Origin of the sequence: Bacillus pumilus (genome assembly GCF_003431975.1) — a bacterium.
Classification (GTDB): Bacteria; Bacillota; Bacilli; order Bacillales; family Bacillaceae; genus Bacillus; species Bacillus pumilus_N.
This window is the reverse complement of the sequence record NZ_CP027116.1, coordinates 3319775-3340403: the sequence shown is the minus strand read 5'-3', so window position 1 is coordinate 3340403 and position 20629 is coordinate 3319775. Positions and strand designations below refer to the sequence as shown.

The 20629-nt window shown below is 40.7% G+C and carries 16 protein-coding genes; 9 read left to right on the top strand and 7 right to left on the bottom strand.

Annotated features, from left to right (window positions below; all coding sequences use genetic code 11):
• Nucleotides 1-75: 75 nt before the first annotated feature.
• The 3 genes from C5695_RS17330 to C5695_RS17320 all read right to left on the bottom strand — a co-directional run bounded on the left by C5695_RS17330 (nucleotide 76) and on the right by C5695_RS17320 (nucleotide 4645).
• Nucleotides 76-1410: an MFS transporter gene (locus C5695_RS17330; protein ID WP_117731930.1), complete on the bottom strand. Its 1335-nt coding sequence runs from the start codon at nucleotides 1408-1410 to the stop codon at nucleotides 76-78.
• Between the two features lie 40 nt (nucleotides 1411-1450).
• A complete protein-coding gene (locus tag C5695_RS17325; protein ID WP_117731928.1) occupies nucleotides 1451-2023 on the bottom strand; it encodes a TetR/AcrR family transcriptional regulator in 573 nt (190 codons plus the stop codon).
• 90 nt (nucleotides 2024-2113) lie between these two features.
• Nucleotides 2114-4645 carry a PEP/pyruvate-binding domain-containing protein gene (locus C5695_RS17320; RefSeq protein ID WP_117731926.1) on the bottom strand — a complete coding sequence of 844 codons (2532 nt, stop codon included), beginning with the start codon at nucleotides 4643-4645 and terminating at the stop codon, nucleotides 2114-2116.
• A gap of 281 nt (nucleotides 4646-4926) precedes the next feature.
• Here C5695_RS17320 and C5695_RS17315 point away from each other — a divergent pair, with 281 nt between their 5' ends.
• The 3 genes from C5695_RS17315 to uvrA all read left to right on the top strand — a co-directional run bounded on the left by C5695_RS17315 (nucleotide 4927) and on the right by uvrA (nucleotide 10344).
• A complete protein-coding gene (locus C5695_RS17315; protein ID WP_012011392.1) occupies nucleotides 4927-5172 on the top strand; it encodes a CsbA family protein in 246 nt (81 codons plus the stop codon).
• A gap of 302 nt (nucleotides 5173-5474) precedes the next feature.
• Complete coding sequence (uvrB, locus tag C5695_RS17310) at nucleotides 5475-7460, top strand: excinuclease ABC subunit UvrB (RefSeq protein ID WP_117731924.1); 1986 nt, start codon at nucleotides 5475-5477, stop codon at nucleotides 7458-7460.
• 7 nt (nucleotides 7461-7467) lie between these two features.
• Nucleotides 7468-10344: an excinuclease ABC subunit UvrA gene (uvrA, locus tag C5695_RS17305; protein WP_117731922.1), complete on the top strand. Its 2877-nt coding sequence runs from the start codon at nucleotides 7468-7470 to the stop codon at nucleotides 10342-10344.
• An 83-nt stretch (nucleotides 10345-10427) separates the two neighbouring features.
• Here uvrA and C5695_RS17300 read toward each other — a convergent pair whose 3' ends face one another.
• Nucleotides 10428-10658 carry a hypothetical protein gene (locus tag C5695_RS17300; protein ID WP_117731920.1) on the bottom strand — a complete coding sequence of 77 codons (231 nt, stop codon included), beginning with the start codon at nucleotides 10656-10658 and terminating at the stop codon, nucleotides 10428-10430.
• Nucleotides 10659-10855: 197 nt separating this feature from the next.
• Between C5695_RS17300 and C5695_RS17295 the strand changes: the two genes are divergently transcribed.
• The 5 genes from C5695_RS17295 (at nucleotide 10856) to C5695_RS17275 (ending at nucleotide 16834) form a co-directional block, all read left to right on the top strand.
• Nucleotides 10856-11191 (top strand): hypothetical protein, encoded by a 336-nt coding sequence (locus tag C5695_RS17295; RefSeq protein ID WP_117731918.1) that lies wholly within the window; start codon nucleotides 10856-10858, stop codon nucleotides 11189-11191.
• 11 nt (nucleotides 11192-11202) lie between these two features.
• On the top strand, nucleotides 11203-12294 hold the full coding sequence (locus C5695_RS17290; RefSeq protein ID WP_117731915.1) for a DUF4097 family beta strand repeat-containing protein: 1092 nt from the start codon (nucleotides 11203-11205) through the stop codon (nucleotides 12292-12294).
• Nucleotides 12295-12300: 6 nt separating this feature from the next.
• A complete protein-coding gene (locus C5695_RS17285; protein WP_117731912.1) occupies nucleotides 12301-12495 on the top strand; it encodes a PspC domain-containing protein in 195 nt (64 codons plus the stop codon).
• Nucleotides 12496-12882 carry a phage holin family protein gene (locus C5695_RS17280; RefSeq protein WP_007500042.1) on the top strand — a complete coding sequence of 129 codons (387 nt, stop codon included), beginning with the start codon at nucleotides 12496-12498 and terminating at the stop codon, nucleotides 12880-12882.
• 94 nt (nucleotides 12883-12976) lie between these two features.
• Complete coding sequence (locus C5695_RS17275; protein WP_117731910.1) at nucleotides 12977-16834, top strand: lamin tail domain-containing metallophosphoesterase family protein; 3858 nt, start codon at nucleotides 12977-12979, stop codon at nucleotides 16832-16834.
• 29 nt (nucleotides 16835-16863) lie between these two features.
• Here C5695_RS17275 and C5695_RS17270 read toward each other — a convergent pair whose 3' ends face one another.
• Genes C5695_RS17270 through nagA form a run of 3 tightly spaced genes read right to left on the bottom strand, consistent with a single transcriptional unit; the run spans nucleotide 16864 to nucleotide 19520 of the window.
• Nucleotides 16864-17589 (bottom strand): GntR family transcriptional regulator, encoded by a 726-nt coding sequence (locus C5695_RS17270; protein WP_117731908.1) that lies wholly within the window; start codon nucleotides 17587-17589, stop codon nucleotides 16864-16866.
• A gap of 18 nt (nucleotides 17590-17607) precedes the next feature.
• Nucleotides 17608-18333, bottom strand: coding sequence for a glucosamine-6-phosphate deaminase (gene nagB / locus C5695_RS17265; RefSeq protein ID WP_117731906.1), 726 nt, complete (start codon nucleotides 18331-18333; stop codon nucleotides 17608-17610).
• A complete protein-coding gene (gene nagA, locus C5695_RS17260) occupies nucleotides 18333-19520 on the bottom strand; it encodes an N-acetylglucosamine-6-phosphate deacetylase (RefSeq protein ID WP_117731904.1) in 1188 nt (395 codons plus the stop codon). The genes nagB and nagA overlap by 1 nt, the downstream gene beginning before the upstream one ends.
• A 176-nt stretch (nucleotides 19521-19696) precedes the next feature.
• Here nagA and hprK point away from each other — a divergent pair, with 176 nt between their 5' ends.
• The gene (gene hprK, locus C5695_RS17255; RefSeq protein WP_003212943.1) at nucleotides 19697-20629 is read left to right on the top strand and encodes an HPr(Ser) kinase/phosphatase; all 933 of its coding nucleotides are present in this window, start codon (nucleotides 19697-19699) and stop codon (nucleotides 20627-20629) included.

The window sequence follows — 20629 nt, the reverse complement described above, 5'->3', positions numbered from 1 at the left end:
TACCCGCTATAGCTTACAGTGATACAAATGTTGAAAACTCCCCCGCTCTACATCAACATAGAGCGTAGGGAGTTATTAGGCGGAGTGCCCAGATGATGAAGCTGTGGATTTTGTTTTGACACGTTGAGATAAGAAGAAACCAAGGATTCCTGCGCCCATTAATACAATAAATAAAGATTGAAAACCACTCACGATCCCAATCAATGTTGATGAAATGATACTGCCAAAATATCGAAAGGTAGAGAAAATACCCGATGCTGAACCAGATAAGCTTTGATCAACAGATGTTAAAGAGGCCATCTGCATACTTGTCATACCAATTCCTGATGAGATTCCTCCTGCAACTAGTGTAATGATCAGCAGTGGTAGTGTTGGATACTGACTCAGTGTGATGAGCATGATACCTGATAAAGTGAGGCAGAGAAAAGAAAAGCGAATCATTTTTTTCGCGCCTTTTTTCGGATGAAGTCTTGCCCCTAGCAAACCGCTCACAGACATACAAAGCGAAAATACCGATAGAATCACACCGCTCTGAGTATGTGAAAGAGCAAGTTGTTGTTCCATAAACAGCGGCATAATGAGAAGGATGGCGTACATGACAAAATTACTTAGCATGATAGACAGGTTCGCATTTGTAAATGAACTGTTTTTAAATAGGGACAAATCGATGATTGGATTCTTTACTTTCCGTACATGTTTAAAGAATAAAGGAATCACAATTAAAGTTATACTTCCATAAATTAAATATTCATTTAATAGCTGGCTTTTTGTGCATAGAATGATTGTGGAAATTCCGATGGTTAAATACAATGAACCGATGATATCTACCTTTGCTTGTAAGCGTGTATGCTTTATTTGTGGAATGAGTAAAACACCGGTGACAAGTGTAAGGAACAAAAATGGGATATTCACTAAGAATATGGAATGCCAATCAAAGCTCTGAATAAGAATCGATCCAATAAAAGGCCCAAGTGCGGCCCCAATGCCAGCACCAAATCCAAAGTACCCCATTGTTTTAGACAGTTTTTCTGGTGATACTGTTGCACGAATCAATGCAATGCTATTCGGTGTTAAAATAGCCCCGCCAGCTGCTTGAATGGATCGAAAGGTGATGAGAAAAGCTAGATTAGGCGCGAAAGCACATCCAATCGAGCCTACTAAAAAGAGTGTCACTCCGGTTAAATACATGCGGCGGTGCCCGTATATATCTCCTAACTTACCAGCGATAGGCTGAGTGACCGCCATGACAATCAGGTAAATCGTGACAACCCAAGTAATGTTTGAAATGGATTGATTATAATAAGTTGATATGGAAGATAGAGCGACTGCGATCATCGTTGAGTTGATAGGAACTAGTATAGCTCCAAGTAACAAAGAATAAATAATCAAGCTCTCTTTTTGTAACCTCAATGTGTATACCACCTTTTGTAAAAAAGAAGAATTTCACCCTTTAAGCGGGAGAAATTCCTCTCATGAAAATGTGTGTGCATGTTTCAATAAAATCTTCTTTTTGAGTTAAAACGAGTTGGAAGTCTTGCTCTAGCTGTTGAATAAAAAAACCGAAATACGTACTAAGGAAAATGTCTGCATAAATGTCTTCTTTTTCTTTTAATACTCGATACTGGGATCCCATCTTTTTGAAATATTGTATCAGCATTTCCCTTAGCTCTTGAGGATAAATTTTTTCGTGACTGGTCAAATCCTTGTACATAGCTGGTTCTCGCATGCTGATATAAATAAATTCCTTTTTTGAAGTTAAATCTTCAAGGAAATAGGAACCGAGAAACTTTAAATCGGTGTATAAATCGCCTTTAAATTCTGCTTCTAGGGTTTTTGTCGGTGTTGATTTCATTTTCATAATGGCAGCAATGACGCCGCGTTTGTTTTTAAAGTTGCGGAAAATCGTCGCTTCGCTTACATTCGCTTTTGTTGCTATCTCTTTTGTTGTGGTTTTTTGATAGCCCTTTTCAGTTAATAAATCCATTGTTGCGCGAATGATTCGTTGATTTGTAGATTTTAACAAGCATACTCACCTCAGATTATGAATGTGTTTGCAACAAAGTAAGTATACCGATAAAACCTATGACCGCCAATATGATCAAAAAAGGTAAAGCTAGACACGTGAATGCTGTTTTAATATGTGAACGCGTCCATTGCTTCCATCTACTGTCACAAGGTCACCGGATTGAAGTGTTTCAGTCGCTATTCGGGTACCTAGGACGGCTGGCATCATATACTCTCTGGCAATAATAGCTGAATGAGACAAAATGCCGCCAGCATCAGTAATGACTGCTTTTGCATCTCTAAATAAGCTCGTCCATAAAGGTGTGGTCGTTTTGCAAACTAAAATATCATCCTTTTGAAATTGTGAGAATTCCTCAGCGCAGGTAATCACTTTTACTCTTCCAGAAACAATACCGCTAGAGGCACCAATTCCATGGATCACATCGTTTGTGTTGTTTTCATTTTCTCTTAATGAACCAAGCATTTTTTCTACTTGTTGCAATTCAGCTTCAGTTGGGGTGCCCATATAAGCTGGTGGTTGAATGGCTTCATTTTCTTTCATGTCAATTTTTCGTTGTGCGATGACTGTATCGAATGTGGCAGACGTTGTGAGTGCTTTGTGTACCTCCTCATCGTAGAGGTACCATAGATCTTCTTGATGGGGAATCGCTCCTTTTTGGACAAGAAGATCACCCATTTTCAAAAGGTATATTCTAGCTTTTGCATCTAACATGGCATCGATGTAGAAGTGATGATCATCTCGGATATGAGCGGCCTTTAGGGCAAATTGATAAAGTGTTTCAAACTTTGTTTTAAATGCTTCATCCTTTACTTGACTCATAAAAAGCTCATATGATTCTTGTCTTTTGATAACGGCTTGGGCAAATTCTTCATCAAAATCACATTGGTACAGAATATTGTTTCTGATGATATCTAAAATAAACTCAGGGTTTTCCACCCATGTTTCTTCTGTTAGGTCATGACTTTTAACAGATCGCCAGCCATAGACTTGGAGAAATTCCTCTAATGTCGAAATGAAGTCTCTGCCTTTTTCCGATTGATTAAGTGCATAAAGCAGCTCTCGGTTTTTTTCATGGTTCATAAATGCTTGATGAAGTTCTGGATTTTGAAGGATACTCTTTGCAATATCAGATAGCATCTTGTCTGTTTCAAGAGATTTGTTCATCACGCCTATCATCATCTCATGAAACAGAATCACTTGTGTTTGATCACCAGTATACGTGACAAGCATGTCTTCGATTATAGCCGATAGAATGACTTGAGGTATGACAATATCAAAATGATCATCGTATGCTTGTATATAAAAATTCTTTAATTCTTCAAAGCCGATGATGGCTTCTTCAATCGTCATAGGTTCCTTCATTTGGCGATCGAGTTTATCGTAGAAAGGAAAGAAATTTTTCTCTAAAATTTCATACATACGTTCACTTAAATGCGGAAATAGCTCAAATATGCTCTCATCAAAAACTGGTGCAGTTTCTGCGCTCGCTTCCGGCAGCGACGGTGCTGAGTATAGATGGCCTCTATAAAGTTTAATATCTTTTACATTCAGATCAGGTACTTGATATTTTTCGCCATTTTTCTTCATACCACTTTTTAATGCTGGGATGATCAGGCTTGAGAAGAGAGGGCTCGTTGGGCCAGGCATATGATCGTCCATTGAAATCCAGAAATCCTGCAGCTCTTCTGGCTGCATTTGAAAAGAAGCACCCGCTGTTTCTTCTGCTTCTTTTGGGAGGGCTGTGGTAATTGGTCTTGCTTGAAGTAAATAAAATGTGCCATTTGCTATTCCAAATTCAATATCGACTCCATGTCCATAAAGTGCTTCTACTTGTTTGGTGATTTGCGTGATTTCTACTAACTGTTCATCATTCAGGCAAAACTGCCCAGCCATTTCCTCTGTTACTGCTTGTTCGATAACACCCTCTTGATAGGGAACAATTTTCAGCTCTTTCGTTCCAAGTGATTTTTCAATAGAAAATGTCTCTTTGTCTACAGTAAATGTGTCTGGTGTCACCAGCCCGGAAACGATGGCCTCTCCTAGTCCGTAGCTTGCTGTCAGCATCATTTCATTTGTTTTTCCCGATACTGGATTCTCACTGAAAATGACACCGGCGACATCAGAGTGAATCAAGCCTTGAACGACAACAGCCATGAGCGGCATTTCTTCTTCGTTTTCATCCATCTCTTCCTTATATTCAGTTACTCTCGCTGCAAAATAAGAAGACCAGCATTCTTTGACAGCTTGTAAAAATTCTTCATTTGTTTTGATATTTAAATAGGTTTCGTATTGTCCGGCAAATGAGGCACCTTCGAGATCTTCGGCAACAGAAGACGATCGAACTGCAACTGAAGGATAAGTCTTCCGTAATGATTGAAAGGACGAAAGAAGTTCTGTTTCCATTTGAGAAGGAAACGATGCTTCTTTGATTTTTTGTGCAAGGTTTTGTTCTGCTGGATGCAGATGATGATATGAAAGAAAGCTTCCAAAGCTGTTGGTTTTGATAATAAATCCCTCTGGGACTGGCAGGCCGTGGTTGTTTAATTTGATTAAATTCACACCTTTTGCCCCAGCGAGTGATGCGGATTCTTCAGCCGCATGAAATAATACTGAATACATGGGAATGCCCCCTTATCCAAATAGCCAATGGTTTGTCTGTCTCTTTATTTTTAAAATGATAGTGCGCACTATCATTTTAATCATAGGATTTATTGGATGTAACTGTCAAAGACGTAAAGACCCATCTTTACAAAGGGGACATTTTCACTAATTTCTCTCTATATCTAAATCAAAAGTCTTCAAGCAACAAGAAAAATTAGTGAAATTGAAATCTGTGAATTGTTCAATATGCCAATCTTTACTATAATCAAGGAAGTAGACCAAGAAGAGGGAGGGTTTTTGTGATTACAAAAGCCATATTTGCACTTGTTTTTCCTTTCCTGCTCGTCATTTTATTTTCAAAGGTTACCTATAATCATTATGTGGGCATTGCGTTAACAGCAGCGCTTTTATTTGCCTCGTACATGAAGGGCTATACAGAAACCTACTTTATTGTGGGATTAGATATTATTTCTTTAGTGGCTGGAGCATTGTATATGGCTAAGAAAGAAATCGAAAAAAGAGAAAAGGCCGAAAAACATCATTGATGTCTTCATCATTATGAACGTGAAAGGCCAAAAGTTGATGATTTTACTATGAGCTGTGCTTACGACTTCCAGTGAGTGCAGCTTTCTTTTTGTGATCTTTTTCTGCTCATCGAATATCTCTCTCCAAAATGTTCCATACTGAAAGGAAGGTTTTCATAAGAGGGTTATTTCCCATGGGAGAGAGGGTATGACTGTATTGGAAATAAAAATCAAACCGAACACGAACTTTAGTTCGTATTTTTGTGTTCTTTTATGATAATATATTCATTAGATAGATTTCGTAACGAAACGGAGGCTTTGATGTGAGTGACCGCTTTGAATTAGTTTCTAACTATCAGCCCCAAGGAGATCAGCCGAAGGCGATTGAAAAGCTTGTTGAGGGGATCCATCAGGGGAAACAGCATCAAACGCTGTTAGGTGCTACAGGTACGGGAAAGACCTTTACTGTATCCAACCTGATCAAAGAAGTGAACAAACCGACACTTGTCATTGCGCATAACAAGACACTTGCCGGCCAGTTATACAGTGAGTTCAAGGAATTCTTTCCGAATAATGCTGTCGAATATTTTGTGAGTTACTATGATTATTACCAGCCAGAGGCATATGTGCCTCAGACTGATACATTTATTGAAAAGGATGCCAGCATCAATGATGAGATCGATAAGCTGAGACACTCGGCTACGTCTTCGTTATTTGAGCGGAGAGATGTCATTATTATTGCCAGTGTGTCCTGTATTTATGGCTTAGGTTCACCAGAGGAATATCGGGAGCTTGTGCTGTCTTTACGTACTGAAATGGAGATTGAACGCAATCAGCTTCTACGTAAGCTGGTGGACATTCAGTATTCTCGTAACGATATAGATTTTCAGCGTGGAACTTTCCGAGTACGAGGGGACGTCGTTGAAATTTTTCCTGCTTCACGTGATGAGCATTGTATCAGAGTGGAGTTTTTCGGTGATGAAATTGAACGTATTCGTGAAGTCGATGCACTGACTGGAGAAATACTCGGTGATCGTGAACATGTGGCGATTTTCCCAGCATCTCACTTCGTCACAAGAGAAGAAAAAATGGAAAAAGCAATTATTAATATTGAACAAGAGCTTGAGGAGCAGCTTGAAAAGCTTCGTGATAATGGAAAGTTGCTTGAAGCGCAACGCCTTGAGCAGCGGACAAGATATGACCTTGAAATGATGAGAGAGATGGGCTTTTGTTCAGGAATTGAGAACTACTCAAGACATCTGACTTTGCGCCCGCCTGGTTCAACACCTTATACACTGCTTGATTATTTCCCAGATGATTTTATGATTGTTGTCGATGAGTCTCATGTGACGGTCCCGCAAATCCGTGCGATGTACAACGGGGACCAGGCAAGAAAGCAAGTGCTGGTTGATCACGGATTCCGTCTTCCTTCAGCACTTGATAATAGACCGCTCACCTTTGATGAATTTGAAAAGCATATCAACCATATTGTGCATGTATCTGCAACGCCAGGTCCGTACGAGCTTGAGAAAACGCCAGAGGTTGTAGAGCAAATTATTCGTCCAACCGGTTTACTTGATCCAATCATTGAAGTGCGTCCGATTGAAGGACAAATTGATGACTTAATTGGAGAAATTCATGCGCGAATTGAGAAAAATGAGCGCGTGCTCGTGACGACGCTGACGAAGAAAATGTCTGAGGATCTGACAGATTACTTAAAAGAGATTGGAATCAAGGTCAATTATCTGCATTCAGAAATTAAAACCTTAGAGCGGATTGAGATTATTCGCGATTTACGTCTCGGAAAATATGATGTACTTGTTGGAATCAACCTTCTTCGTGAAGGACTGGATATTCCAGAGGTGTCGCTCGTGACGATTTTAGATGCAGATAAAGAAGGCTTTTTACGTTCTGAAAGATCTCTTATCCAGACGATTGGCCGAGCAGCGAGAAATTCAGAAGGCCGAGTCATTATGTATGCAGATAAAATGACAAAATCAATGGATATTGCGATCCAAGAAACGAAGCGAAGACGAGAGCAGCAAGAGGCGTATAATGAGAAATATGGAATTACTCCGCAAACCATCCATAAGAAAATCAGAGATGCCATTAAAGCAACAAAGATACATGAGGAATCGGAAGAATATGAAACAAATGTAGCACCAAAGCTGTCAAAAATGAGCAAAAAAGAACGAGAAAAAGTAATCGAAAAAATCGAGATCGAAATGAAAGATGCAGCAAAAGCGCTTGATTTTGAAAAAGCAGCAGAATTAAGAGATCTATTGCTAGAGCTAAAAGCGGAAGGATGATTGCCTGATGGCTATGGAACGAATAGAGGTGAAAGGTGCTAGAGCCCACAACCTTAAAAATATTGATGTCAATATCCCGCGTGACCAGCTAGTGGTCATCACGGGTTTATCTGGTTCAGGAAAATCGTCGCTTGCCTTTGATACCATTTATGCAGAGGGGCAGCGCAGGTACGTTGAATCTCTTTCAGCGTATGCGCGCCAATTTCTCGGTCAAATGGATAAACCGGATGTAGATGCCATTGAAGGTCTTTCTCCGGCAATCAGTATTGATCAGAAGACGACGAGCCGGAACCCTAGATCAACAGTTGGAACGGTGACTGAAATCTATGATTATTTACGTCTTTTGTATGCTCGTGTCGGGAAACCTATTTGTCCGATTCATGGGATTGAAATTACGTCCCAAACGATAGAGCAAATGACAGATCGTATTTTAGAATATCCAGAAAAAACGAAATTACAAGTGCTTGCGCCAGTCGTATCTGGCCGCAAAGGAACACATGTGAAAGTGCTTGATCAAATTCGAAAGCAAGGCTATGTTCGAGTGAGAGTTGACGGAGAGATGGAAGATCTTTCAGAAGAGATCGAGCTTGAAAAGAACAAGAAGCATTCCATTGAGGTTGTGATTGACCGAATCGTGGTGAAGGAAGGCGTGGCAGCACGGCTGTCTGATTCGCTTGAAACAGCGCTGCGGCTAGGTGAAGGCCGGGTGATGATTGACGTGATTGGACAAGAAGAGCTGTTATTCAGTGAACATCATGCCTGTCCGCACTGCGGATTCTCTATTGGTGAGCTTGAGCCGAGAATGTTCTCGTTTAATAGTCCTTTTGGTGCCTGCCCGAGCTGTGATGGGCTTGGCTCTAAACTTGAAGTTGATCCTGAGCTTGTCATTCCTAATAAGGATTTGACGTTACGACAGCATGCCATTGCCCCATGGGAGCCGCAGAGCTCACAATACTATCCTCAGCTTCTTGAGGCTGTATGCACACATTATGGCATCGACATGGACATTCCGGTAAAAGATATACCAGCGCATTTATTTGATAAAATTTTATATGGTAGCGGCTCTGAACGGATTTATTTTAAATATGAAAATGATTTTGGTCAGGTACGTGAAAATGAAATTGAATTTGAAGGCGTTCTTCGTAATATTGAACGACGCTATAAGGAAACCAGCTCTGATTATATTCGTGAGCAAATGGAAAAATATATGGCGAACCAGCCATGTCCGACATGTAAAGGCTACCGTCTGAAAAAAGAAACGCTTGCGGTTTTGATCAATGGCAAACATATCGGAGAAATCACCGATTTGTCTGTCTCCGATGCCCTTGATCTCTATGGGAAAATCGAGTTGTCTGAGAAAGATTTGCAGATTGCGCAGCTCATTTTACGTGAAATTAAAGAGCGCTTGTCCTTCTTGAATAATGTGGGATTAGATTATCTGACATTAAGCCGGTCAGCTGGCACACTATCAGGCGGAGAAGCGCAGCGGATTCGTTTGGCGACTCAAATCGGATCAAGGCTGACAGGTGTTCTTTATATATTAGATGAACCATCCATTGGTCTGCATCAGCGCGATAATGACCGATTGATCGGGACATTAAAAAACATGCGTGACATTGGGAACACACTCATTGTCGTGGAGCATGACGAAGATACGATGTTAGCCGCTGATTATTTGATTGATATTGGGCCTGGAGCAGGAGTTCATGGAGGAGAAGTGATTTCAGCTGGGACGCCGGAAGAGGTCATGAAGGATAAGAAATCTTTGACAGGACAATATTTATCCGGAGAGAAATTTATCCCGCTTCCGATCGAAAGAAGAAAGCCTGACGGCCGTTACATTGAGATCAAAGGGGCAAAAGAAAACAACCTGAAAAACGTCAATGCGAAGTTTCCTTTAGGCGTCTTTACAGCTGTGACCGGTGTGTCTGGTTCAGGGAAAAGTACGCTCGTGAATGAAATTCTATTAAAATCACTTGCACAAAAACTGCACAGAGCGAAGGCGAAGCCGGGACAACATAAAGAAATCAAAGGTATGGATCATTTAGATAAGGTCATTGATATTGATCAATCTCCAATTGGCCGTACACCAAGATCCAATCCAGCTACGTATACAGGCGTATTTGATGATGTGCGGGATGTGTTTGCCCAAACGAATGAAGCGAAGGTACGAGGCTATAAAAAAGGTAGATTCAGCTTTAACGTCAAAGGCGGACGCTGTGAGGCGTGTCGTGGAGATGGCATCATTAAAATCGAAATGCACTTCTTACCTGATGTGTATGTACCTTGTGAAGTGTGCCACGGGAAGCGTTATAACCGTGAGACACTTGAGGTCACATATAAAGGGAAAAATATTGCTGATGTGCTTGAAATGACCGTGGAGGACGCACTCCAATTTTTCGAGAATATCCCGAAAATCAAGCGGAAGCTCCAAACGATTTTTGATGTTGGGTTAGGGTACATTACACTTGGACAGCCTGCGACGACATTGTCTGGGGGAGAGGCGCAGCGTGTGAAATTGGCATCTGAGCTTCACCGCCGTTCAAACGGAAGGTCTCTTTATATTTTAGACGAGCCGACAACAGGTCTGCATGTGGATGATATCGCCCGTTTATTAAAAGTTCTTCAGCGGCTGGTCGAAAACGGAGATACGGTACTGGTGATTGAGCATAATCTTGATATTATCAAGGCGGCTGATTATCTTGTTGATCTCGGACCAGAGGGCGGTGCAGGTGGCGGAACGATCATTGCCTCTGGAACCCCTGAGCATATTGCAAAAGAAGAAGCTTCATACACCGGCAAATACTTGAAGCCTATTTTAGAGCGGGACCGTGAACGAATGAAACAGTTGGTCAAAGAAACAGAAAGTGTGACTTCATCATAAAAAAAACCCTCGTTAAGAGGGGTACAGATGATTGACAAAGGGCTAAAATGTTGTTTATTTTAGCCCTTTGTCTTCTTTTTCATTTATTGCGCATCTTCCTTCGGCATTAAATGACTGAGTTGCGTTAAATCCTTTAAAATATGGGTGCTGCTGCTGTCGAGCAGTACTTTCAAATAACGGATATCACCATACTTTGGATGAGATGGGTGAATCGTCTCAAGCTCCTTGATCATATCGCTGTTCATGCTTTTCTGTTTCTGTATAAGGTCTAAAAGCGTTTGAGCCGTGTAGTTAGAATTATGATGATCTGTCAAAATAATTACCCCCTATAATGATAATCACCATCTTTTCAACATATTTTAAAGGGTAATCCGTGAAGAATCTACACTTAGGTGCAAAAAGATATAATTTGTGTCTAAGGTCATATGTAAATCGAATGATTTTGAAACTTTTGATACGCAATAAACGTATGAGTTAGAAAGGAATTTTCGTCACGAAGGAGCGAATATATATGAATAGAGATCAGTCGATCATTGCATCTATTTGTTATTTTAGTGTATTTTTTATGCCATTTATTGTACCGATCGTGGCATATTTTGTAGTTGACCAAAAGGAAACGAAGCGGCACTCGTTGCGGGCATTGTGGTCACATGTTTTGCCAGTCGCAGCGTGCGTGCTGCTGGTTTTTGGATCTATCCCCTTTTTATTGGCGACACACGTAAGTGACTCGCTCATTCCAGTCATCACGGTGCTCATCTTGTCCTTTTTAGTCGCTATTGGCTTTTTGATCTCTGTTATTTGGAATATCATTCAAGGTATTAAAGTACTTCAATCCATCAAATCGTAGGAGGGCTTTGTATGAATGAAAAAGAACGTATTTTAAAATTAGTAGAAGACGGGACATTATCGGCAAAAGAAGCGATTACGCTGCTTGAAAAACTAGAAGAAAGTCAGTCTGTTTCATTAGAAAAATCAACGGCTGATCACACCTTTTATGAAGAAAAAGCTGGCACAGAAGGCAAAGAAACTGGTACCGAAAATCTTGGTGCAAAGCTGTTTGGCTGGTTAGATTCTGCGGTAAAAAAGGTCAAAGACGTAGATCTTGATTTGAACTTTGGACAGTCGGTCGATGTTGAGCATATTTTTCAGTTCAAAGACGCCGCCCTCTCTCATTTAGATATTCAATTGGCGAACGGTAGTCTCAATGTGATGCCTTGGGACGATGGGGATATTCGGGCAGAGTGCCATGCGAAGATTTACCGTGCAGAGGACGGAGAGCAGGCAAGACAGCAATTTCTCAATCAGTTAGACTGTGGACTCGAAGGAGATAAATTTTTTATTCGGACCGAAAAGAAGACGATGAAAGTCAATGTCACTTTGTACGTACCGCGTATCCAATACGATAAGATCAAGGTCAAGCTGTTTAATGGTCCGATTCGCGGGGAAAAGCTAAAGACAAAAGAACTTGCTGCAAAAACAACCAATGGTGTTGTCTCATTTGCTTCGTTACAGGCAGAAAAAGTCGGAATTGAAACAGCAAACGGACAAATCAAACTGGCGGATCACGAGTGTGGTATGATTGAAGTAGAAACCATTAATGGGCTCATTGACCTGCGCGGAAAAAGTGAATCCATTGATGCCCAAAGCTTTAATGGAAACATTGCTGTCCAGCTATCGGATGAAAATTGCCGTTCTATCTATGCGAAAACGACAACAGGCAGTGTGGACGTCCAGATCCCGCATGCGTGTGCAGTGACCGCTGAGCTGAAAAGCAATCTTGGGTCTATTTCTCACGATTTGCATGATGCAGAGATGATTAAAGAGAAAAACGAAACATTACAAAAAGAAAAAATGATCAAAGCCAACCAACAGGCAGCGCACAGTATATCTATTTTTGCAGAAACAAAAACAGGGTCAATACAAGTAAAGCACCAATCAGACAAGGAGTGATTCTACATGAAGAAGCTTTATCGTTCAGCCACAGATAAAAAAATAGCGGGTGTTGTGGGTGGACTTGCTGAATATTTAAGAGTCGATGCATCCCTGCTTCGCATTTTAACAGTCATTATCGGATTTTTGACAGCATTTATGCCAATCTTTTTGATCTACTTCATTTGGTATTTTGTTGTTCCGGAAGAAGGCACTAACTAAATGCTTAGATGGATCGTCAGTATTTTCGTAAATGCATTACTTTTAATCGTCATTGCTGGATATTTTGATTCGGGTATTTTGCCAGGGCTTGGGAGTGTGTATATTGAAGGATTTGGCGCAGCGATTGTGGCAAGTATCATTTTGTCCTTGCTCAATATTTTAGTGAAGCCGTTTTTGATCATTTTGACGCTTCCAGTGACCGTCCTTTCTCTAGGATTGTTCTTATTTGTGATTAATGCCATCACACTCATGATGACATCGAGCTTTATGGGCGATAGTTTTAACATTGATGGGTTCGGAACGGCCATTTGGATGGCTGTCATTTTATCCATTTTCCATCTGTTGATCCAAAAAGGAATCGTCGAGCCGTTAGCGAAAAAAAGCTAACGGTTTTTTTGTGTCTTTTTGTATCGTTTCTCCGTCCCACCTGACATAAAATCCTTCCTCGCGAGACACAATATCCGAAGGGAGGCGGTGCACGATGGTGAACGTGAGCAGACAAATGATGCTTTTATGTTTTTTTATCATTCTTTTTTGTTTCAGTCAGCCTGCTTCAGCAGGATCTTTTGTTCAAACACAAGTCAATATACCGGACAAGCCTTTTTCTCCTTTTATTTTTGATCCATTTCATGTGGATATCCGTCCAGTTCTAGGAGGGGAAAGCCGTGATCTCCAGTTTCGTGCGTCTATTACGGATCCAGAACAAATTTTGTCTGCGAATTTGTACTATAAGCAAAGTGATGAACTGGGGTACCGATTGGTGCCAATGGAAAGGTTACCAGGAATGAAGCCAGAATTTACAGCGAAAATTCCGCCAGAACAATTATGGAATTCAACCGTTGATTACTATGCAGAGTTCCTTACGCAAAAATCTGTCATCAAAACGGCAGAAAAATCTGTTCACTTAAATGGATTTGAAGAGGACCTTTCTCGCATTCCAGATTTAGTTATCACAGAAATTGTCGTCAATTCAAAAAATCGAAAAGGCAAAGATGCATTTGAATTTATCGAAGTATATAACACGACACACGAGCCTATCTCTCTTAAACATTATCAGCTCCGCTACCGCGATCCTGCACAAGGCACCGATATGGATGATGTGTATTCCTTTCACACAAATCCAGTCAGTGTGTCACCAGGAAAACCGTATGTTTTCTGGCTAAGGAAAAAAGGACAGGAGCATTTAACTGTAGCGGACTTTAATGCCATGTACAAAAGTCAATTAAAAGAGGGAGAACACCTATCTGTTATCGAGAGCAAAGGGCTGTCCAACTCTAAATCTCGTCTTGTTTCCATCGCTACAAACATAGGGGAGGAGATTTCTTCAGCCGCGTTTCGTTTGAAGCCGTCATGGTTTAGTGAGCATAAATCCTTGCTGTTCAAATATCCAATGGATGGCACTCAGCAAATGAAGCTGATCTCGAAAATTGAGGAAGAGCCCACACCTGGAAGGGTGCTAAAAGCACAAATTCCATCTGAGAAAAAAGAAATTTCTCAAGATATTCATAAACCTGTGATTGAAGATATGACAGTAAGGAAACCAGTCAAACCAACTGAAAGCATAGAAATTAAAGCAAATGTACAGGATGATCAGGTCGTCAAAACAGTCAAGCTGCGCTATCGAACAAATCGGAAAGATGATTTCAAGGAGATCCTGCTTCAAAAAGATCATAATGACCGATTATTTCATCATATTATTTATTCACCTGAGCTGATTGGCAAAGAACAATTGGAATATCAGCTTGAAGCGTCAGACGGTGAAAATACTGCAATGACGATGAAAAAAACAATCGATGTGGAACAGGTTAGCAAAGCCCACGGGCTTCGGTTCAATGTGGAAGAAGGAGAGACGGTTTCAGGATTATTCCCATTAAAGGCAACGTCCGATCAGAAAAAAAGCATGAAATTGTGGATAGATGGAAAGCGAAACCAGCAAGTGTCTTTTGCCCTTGAAGCAGATCCATATATCGCTTTTGAAGTCAAAGGGACGAATTTATATTTTAAAAATGGTGTGTCCGTAGGTAACCGCTTACTTTCTGTTTTTGATGATTCGACAAAAGTGTATCGTACCTATACAATGCCAATACCAGAAGCAGAGATGAAAGAGACAGGTCCCCAAACGGTCTCTTTCCATGCTGGAACAAAGTCTTCTCCTGTTGACCGGATGCCTGGAGAGAATCACGATGATTTTGAATTAAAAAACGTCCGGATGATCCTGTCGAATGGGACTCAAATTCCTCCAATTCATGCAGATCCGCAAAAAGAATGGAAAATGGGGGACAGTGGTAATGCCAAAAAGGTAAGAACATTTCAATTTAATATCCCAAAAGAAGCTTATGTTTCAACCTATTTGAAATGGGACACAAGAAGATTGAAGGAAGGGTCGCATCTGATTGAGGCCAAAACTTCAGATGAGCAGGCATCTGTCCGAGTGAACGTCGATAACACGGGTCCAAACATTAAGACCAATGTCCAAACTAAGGATCCATATAAAGGGGCATTTACGTTAAAAGCAAAGGTAACGGATCGGTGGAGTGACATAGAAGAGATGAAGGCATATGTAGATGGAAAGCTAATTTCCTTGCCATATCAGACGTCCTCTAGTGAATTAGACCCAGGGGAGCACACGTTGATCATCAAAGCAAAAGATGCAGCAGGAAACATGTCGACGGTGAAAAAAAAATTCAAGACAGTGCATGAACACCCTGAGACACCAGAACGAGTAGCAGATAAGACGAAAATGAAGTCGTCGAAGCAAACTGTACTCACGAAGGATCCAACAAATGATAAGCTGGATTACTCCTTTTACCGTGCTTATCAATATACATCACTGCATCCATCAATGAAAATTATGAAATATGCAGCGGAGACAGAACCGCCAAAGAGCTTTAATGAAAAAGGGGAAGTGATCTTTTCTAATCAAGAAAGGAATCGCATTGCATTTGCAGATGGTAAATCAGTTGAAACGAAAGATTTAAATCGTTTTCCCTATCATCGCTTTCAAATCAAGGTACATCAAGATGTACGTGAAAAAGATGTTGTGGAAGCAATGTGGAAAGGGAGTTCATTGTCAGGGAGAAAGGTGACCATGTATGCATGGAATCATCTTCAGGAAAAGTGGGATAAAATCACGCAACATGTTGCTAAGGACCAAAAAGAATTTCACCTAAAAGGCTTGCTGTCAGTCAGACAGTACATGAAGAATCAAACGTTTGATTTGCTTGTACAGGATGAAATCAGCAAAACGCAAAAGCCTTATAAAATGGTTTGGATGTCTGACACACAATATTATGCAAAGAGTTACCCTCATATCTTTAAACACATGGTCGAGTGGATTAGAGATCAGCGAGAGAAATTAAACATCCAATATGTGTTCCATACAGGTGATATTGTGGATGATTCAAAGGATAAACAATGGCATCGTGCTGATACTTTTATGCGTGTGTTAGATGATCATCAAATTCCTTACGGTGTTTTAGCAGGAAATCATGATGTTCGACATAAGGATGGCATTTATGCGGAATATGGGAAATATTTCGGAGAGAAACGCTTTGCAAATAAACCTTACTATGGGGAATCCTATCAAAATAATCGAGGTCATTATGATCTCATTTCTGCCGGTGGCAATGATTATATGATGGTTTACATGGGCTGGGGCATTAAGCAAGATGAAATTGATTGGTTAAACCGAGTTATTTCTGAGCACCCAGACCGCATCGTTATTTTAAATTTCCATGAGTATTTGTTGGTCAGTGGCAACCGCAGCCCAATTGGCGACCTCATCTTCCATCAGGTAGTGAAACGCCATCCTAATATTGTGGCAGTATTTAGCGGCCACTATCATGGAGCAAGCAGGAAAGTAGATGAACTTGACGATGATAGGGATGGTAAAGTAGACAGGAAAGTATATCAAATACTCGCTGATTATCAGTCAGGGCCTGAAGGTGGACAAGGATTTATGAGGGTAATAACAGCCGACCAAGAAAAAAACCAGCTCCATTTTACGACATACTCCCCCTATATGAATCAAGAGCATTTCTATGATCCTAAAACGTATGGAGATCAAGATGAATTTTCAATCGATGTGGATTTGACGCCGAAGATGAAATCTGTCAAAACCAATTATTTTGAACTCAATGTGTACACAAATGTTCTAATAGGAGAGGCGCGCGGCGTAAAAAGCGGTAAAAAAGCAAGCTTTGAATGGAAAGGGTTAAAGCCGAATGAAGACTATTATTGGTACACTGTAGCAAAGGATCGTTTTCAAGGAAAAGCCATGTCACCTATATGGAAAATTCATACAAAAAATGATCATGAAGCAACATTTCTTAGGAAATAAATACAGTGCTCCTTTTATAGGGGCACTGTTTATCTTTCCATTGTATGAATGAGTTTGTAACGATCCCCTCTATAAACGGAAAGCACATGTTCAAATGGAATGTCATTCTGAAAATAAGTCGTTCTTGCAATTGAGAGAACGGGATCGCCTGTTGAAATAGACAGCACCTGTGCTTCTTCATTTGAAGCTACATTCGCTTCAAGCTCTTGTTTTGCATGAGCAATTACAAGGCCTGTGTAAGTCTCTATATATTCATATAAAGAGCCAGTTAAATGTTCCTGTGTTAAATCTCCTGCAAATGCTTCAGGGATATAGCTCGTTTCAATTGCCATTGGTTCATCATTTGCAAGGCGTATCCGTTTGAGTTCAAATACATCTTCGCTATTTGATAGTTGTAAGACTGGCAGCAAGTACTCAGGACATGCGGTTTTCTTGAAGTCAATCAGTTGACTTGAAGCTTGAAGCCCACGCTGGCGCATATCCTCTGTAAAGCTTGTTAAGCCTTGAAGCGCCTGTTCAAACTTTTTTCGACTCACAAAGGTGCCTTTTCCTTTTTGTCGATACAAATATCCTTCGTTCACAAGATTCGATAAGGCCTGTCTGACAGTCATTCGACTTATACCAAAGCGTTCGGCATATTCTCTTTCAGAAGGAATGAGTGTATCAGGTGCTAATGTTCCATCCTCAATCTGTTTTTTCAAATTCTCCATAATCTGATGGTACATCGGAATAGGTGACTGCTTATCAATAAACATGTGAAAATCCTCTCGTGTTTAGCGTAGTGAACCAGCTTCTCGATCAATCAAAATCGTCACATCATCATGAAGTTTCAGAGCAGATGCTGGGAAGTCTGGATGTATCTCTGTCTGTTCTAAATATTGTATCACTTTCGCTTTTAATTTTCCTGATGCGAGAAGGAGAATTTTTTTACTTGAAAGAATACTCGCAATACCCATGGTGATGGCGTGTGTAGGCACCTCATCAATAGAAGAAAAGTATCTTGCATTGGCCTGCCGTGTGTTTTCATCTAGTTCCACGACATGGGTCTTAGAGTTGAATGGGGTACCGGGCTCGTTAAACCCGATATGTCCATTTTGACCGATTCCAAGCAGTTGAAGATCAATGCCGCCTATATCTTGAATGAGCTGATCATATCTTAAACATTCTTTTTCTAATTCAGGTGCAGCGCCATTTGGGAGGAAATACTGATCCTGAGGGAGATCAATATGATCAAATAAATGACGTTTCATGTAGGTCATATAACTATTTTCATGATCTCGTTCAAGTCCTGCATATTCATCTAAATTGACTGTTTTTGTTTGTTTGAAAGACAATTGCTGTGCTTGATGAAGGTGAATTAACTCTTGATACGTATCAAGAGGTGTGCCGCCCGTTGCAAGGCCGAGTACGGCATCTGGTTTAGAAGCAATCGTGCGAGCAATGAGAGCTGCTGCTTCTTTTCCTAATTGAGCTTTATCTTCAAATTCAATGATGTTCATTAGTGATTGGCCTCCTTTTTCTCAAAGACGATTTGTCCACGGCAAATCGTCATCATTAATTCGCCAGATTCATCCCAAATCACAAGGTCTGCTTGTTTCCCGACTTCGATTGAGCCAAGCTTCTGATCAAGTCCTAGCTGAATGGCTGCATTAGTTGAGGTCATCTTTGCAATCTCTGTCCATTCACAATGTGTGATTTGTTTCATCCGTTTGACGCCATCTTTCATACGCAAAATTGAACCTGCAAGTGTACCATCTGCGAGTAAAGCTTTTTCGCCGCTGACTGTGACGGTTTGGCCGCCAAATTCGTACGTTCCATTCCCGAGTCCTTTTGCACGCATCGAGTCTGTGATCATCATCAAACGATCACTTCCTTTTGCCAAATACGCAAGCTTGATGGCAAGTGGATGCGAGTGAATTCCATCTGTAATCAGCTCAGTATAAAGATTCTCGTTTGTAAGAGCAGCCCCGACAGCGTTTGGTTCACGATGCTGAAACGAACTTATCGCATTATAAAGATGCGTGATATGGCGAGCACCATGCTTAGCTGCTAATTCAATCATGTCATGATGGGCATTCGTATGTCCAATAGAAGGGATGATGTTCTTTTCTTGTAACAGGGAAAGAAAAGCAAAATCATGGTCCTCCTCAGGTGCAAATGTGACAATTCGAATTAGCTGTGCAGATGCATCTAGCCATCTTTCAAAAAGAGAGAGATCAGGCTGCTGAATCCAATTAGCAGGCTGTGCCCCTGCCATATCTTTAGAAATAAAAGGACCTTCAAGATGGATACCTAAACATTGGGCCTGACTTCCAGCCTGTTCATTAGATTGTTTCCACTGAGCCACATTGCTCAATGCTTGTTCAATCTCTTGATGGTTTTGAGTGATAGTGGTTGCTAAAAAACTTGTCGTTCCTTCTGAGGGTAAGTTGTCTGCAAGTGTATTCATGGCTTCTGATGTCGCATCCATCACATCTGCACCATACCCGCCATGGATGTGAATATCAATCATTCCCGGAAGTAAATAAAAGTTTTCCCGGGAAATATATACTTTTTCATAATTTCCTGTCGGTGGTGATGTTGAAATATAGTCAATCTTGCCATCGCGTAAACCGACAAAACCGTTTGCAATGATCTTATTCTTTGTCACAATGTGAATATTGGAGAGCAATAAAGAGCTGCTCATGGTTGTGCCTCCTTATTCGTTGTCTATGAATGTAGTTTACCCTTTTTAAGTATAGTTGTCTATACCAGTAAAGGACTGAAACTGGATCAGGATAAAATACTGTTTTGGGTTCATCATTGAAAGTGATAAAATAGAGCTGTATTTCTGAATCGCCTGTGATAAAAGGAGGAAGAAGCGTGCCGAAAGTTCGTACGAAGGACATAATGGAACAATTTCATCTTGAACTGGTAAGTGGGGAAGAAGGGATTAATCGTCCCATTACAATCAGTGATCTTTCCAGACCAGGTATTGAAATGGCTGGATATTTTACATATTACCCAAAAGAAAGAGTTCAACTTTTAGGGAAAACAGAGCTTTCCTTTTTTGAACAACTCCCAGAACGCGAACGAAAGCAGAGAATGATGTCTCTTTGTACAGATATTACCCCTGCGATTATTTTGTCACGAGATCGTGAAGTGCCGAAAGAATTAATTGAAGCTTCAAATGAAAATGGCGTGCCTGTTTTACGATCAAGTTTAAAAACGACAAGACTTTCGAGTCGGTTGACCAACTTTTTAGAAAGCAAGCTTGCACCAACGACCGCCATTCATGGTGTGCTAGTTGATGTTTATGGTGTAGGTGTATTGTTAATTGGAAAAAGCGGAGTAGGAAAAAGTGAAACAGCCTTAGAACTAGTGAAGAGGGGACACAGGCTGGTCGCAGACGATTGCGTAGAGATCCGTCAAGAGGATCAGGATACGTTAGTTGGAAGTGCACCAGAGCTGATTGAACACCTTTTAGAAATCCGTGGTTTAGGCATCATTAATGTGATGACGTTATTTGGAGCGGGGGCTGTCAGAAGCTATAAAAGAATTACAATTGTGATGAACCTTGAGCTTTGGGAACAAGGTAAACAGTATGATCGTTTAGGACTTGAAGAAGAGAAAATGCGAATCATCGATACAGATGTACCGAAGCTGACCATCCCTGTACGACCAGGACGAAACTTAGCGGTCATCATTGAAGTGGCTGCGATGAACTTCAGGTTAAAACGCATGGGACATAATGCAGCGGAACAATTTACAAGTAAACTTGCCGATGTCATTGAAGACAATGGCCAGGATGAATAG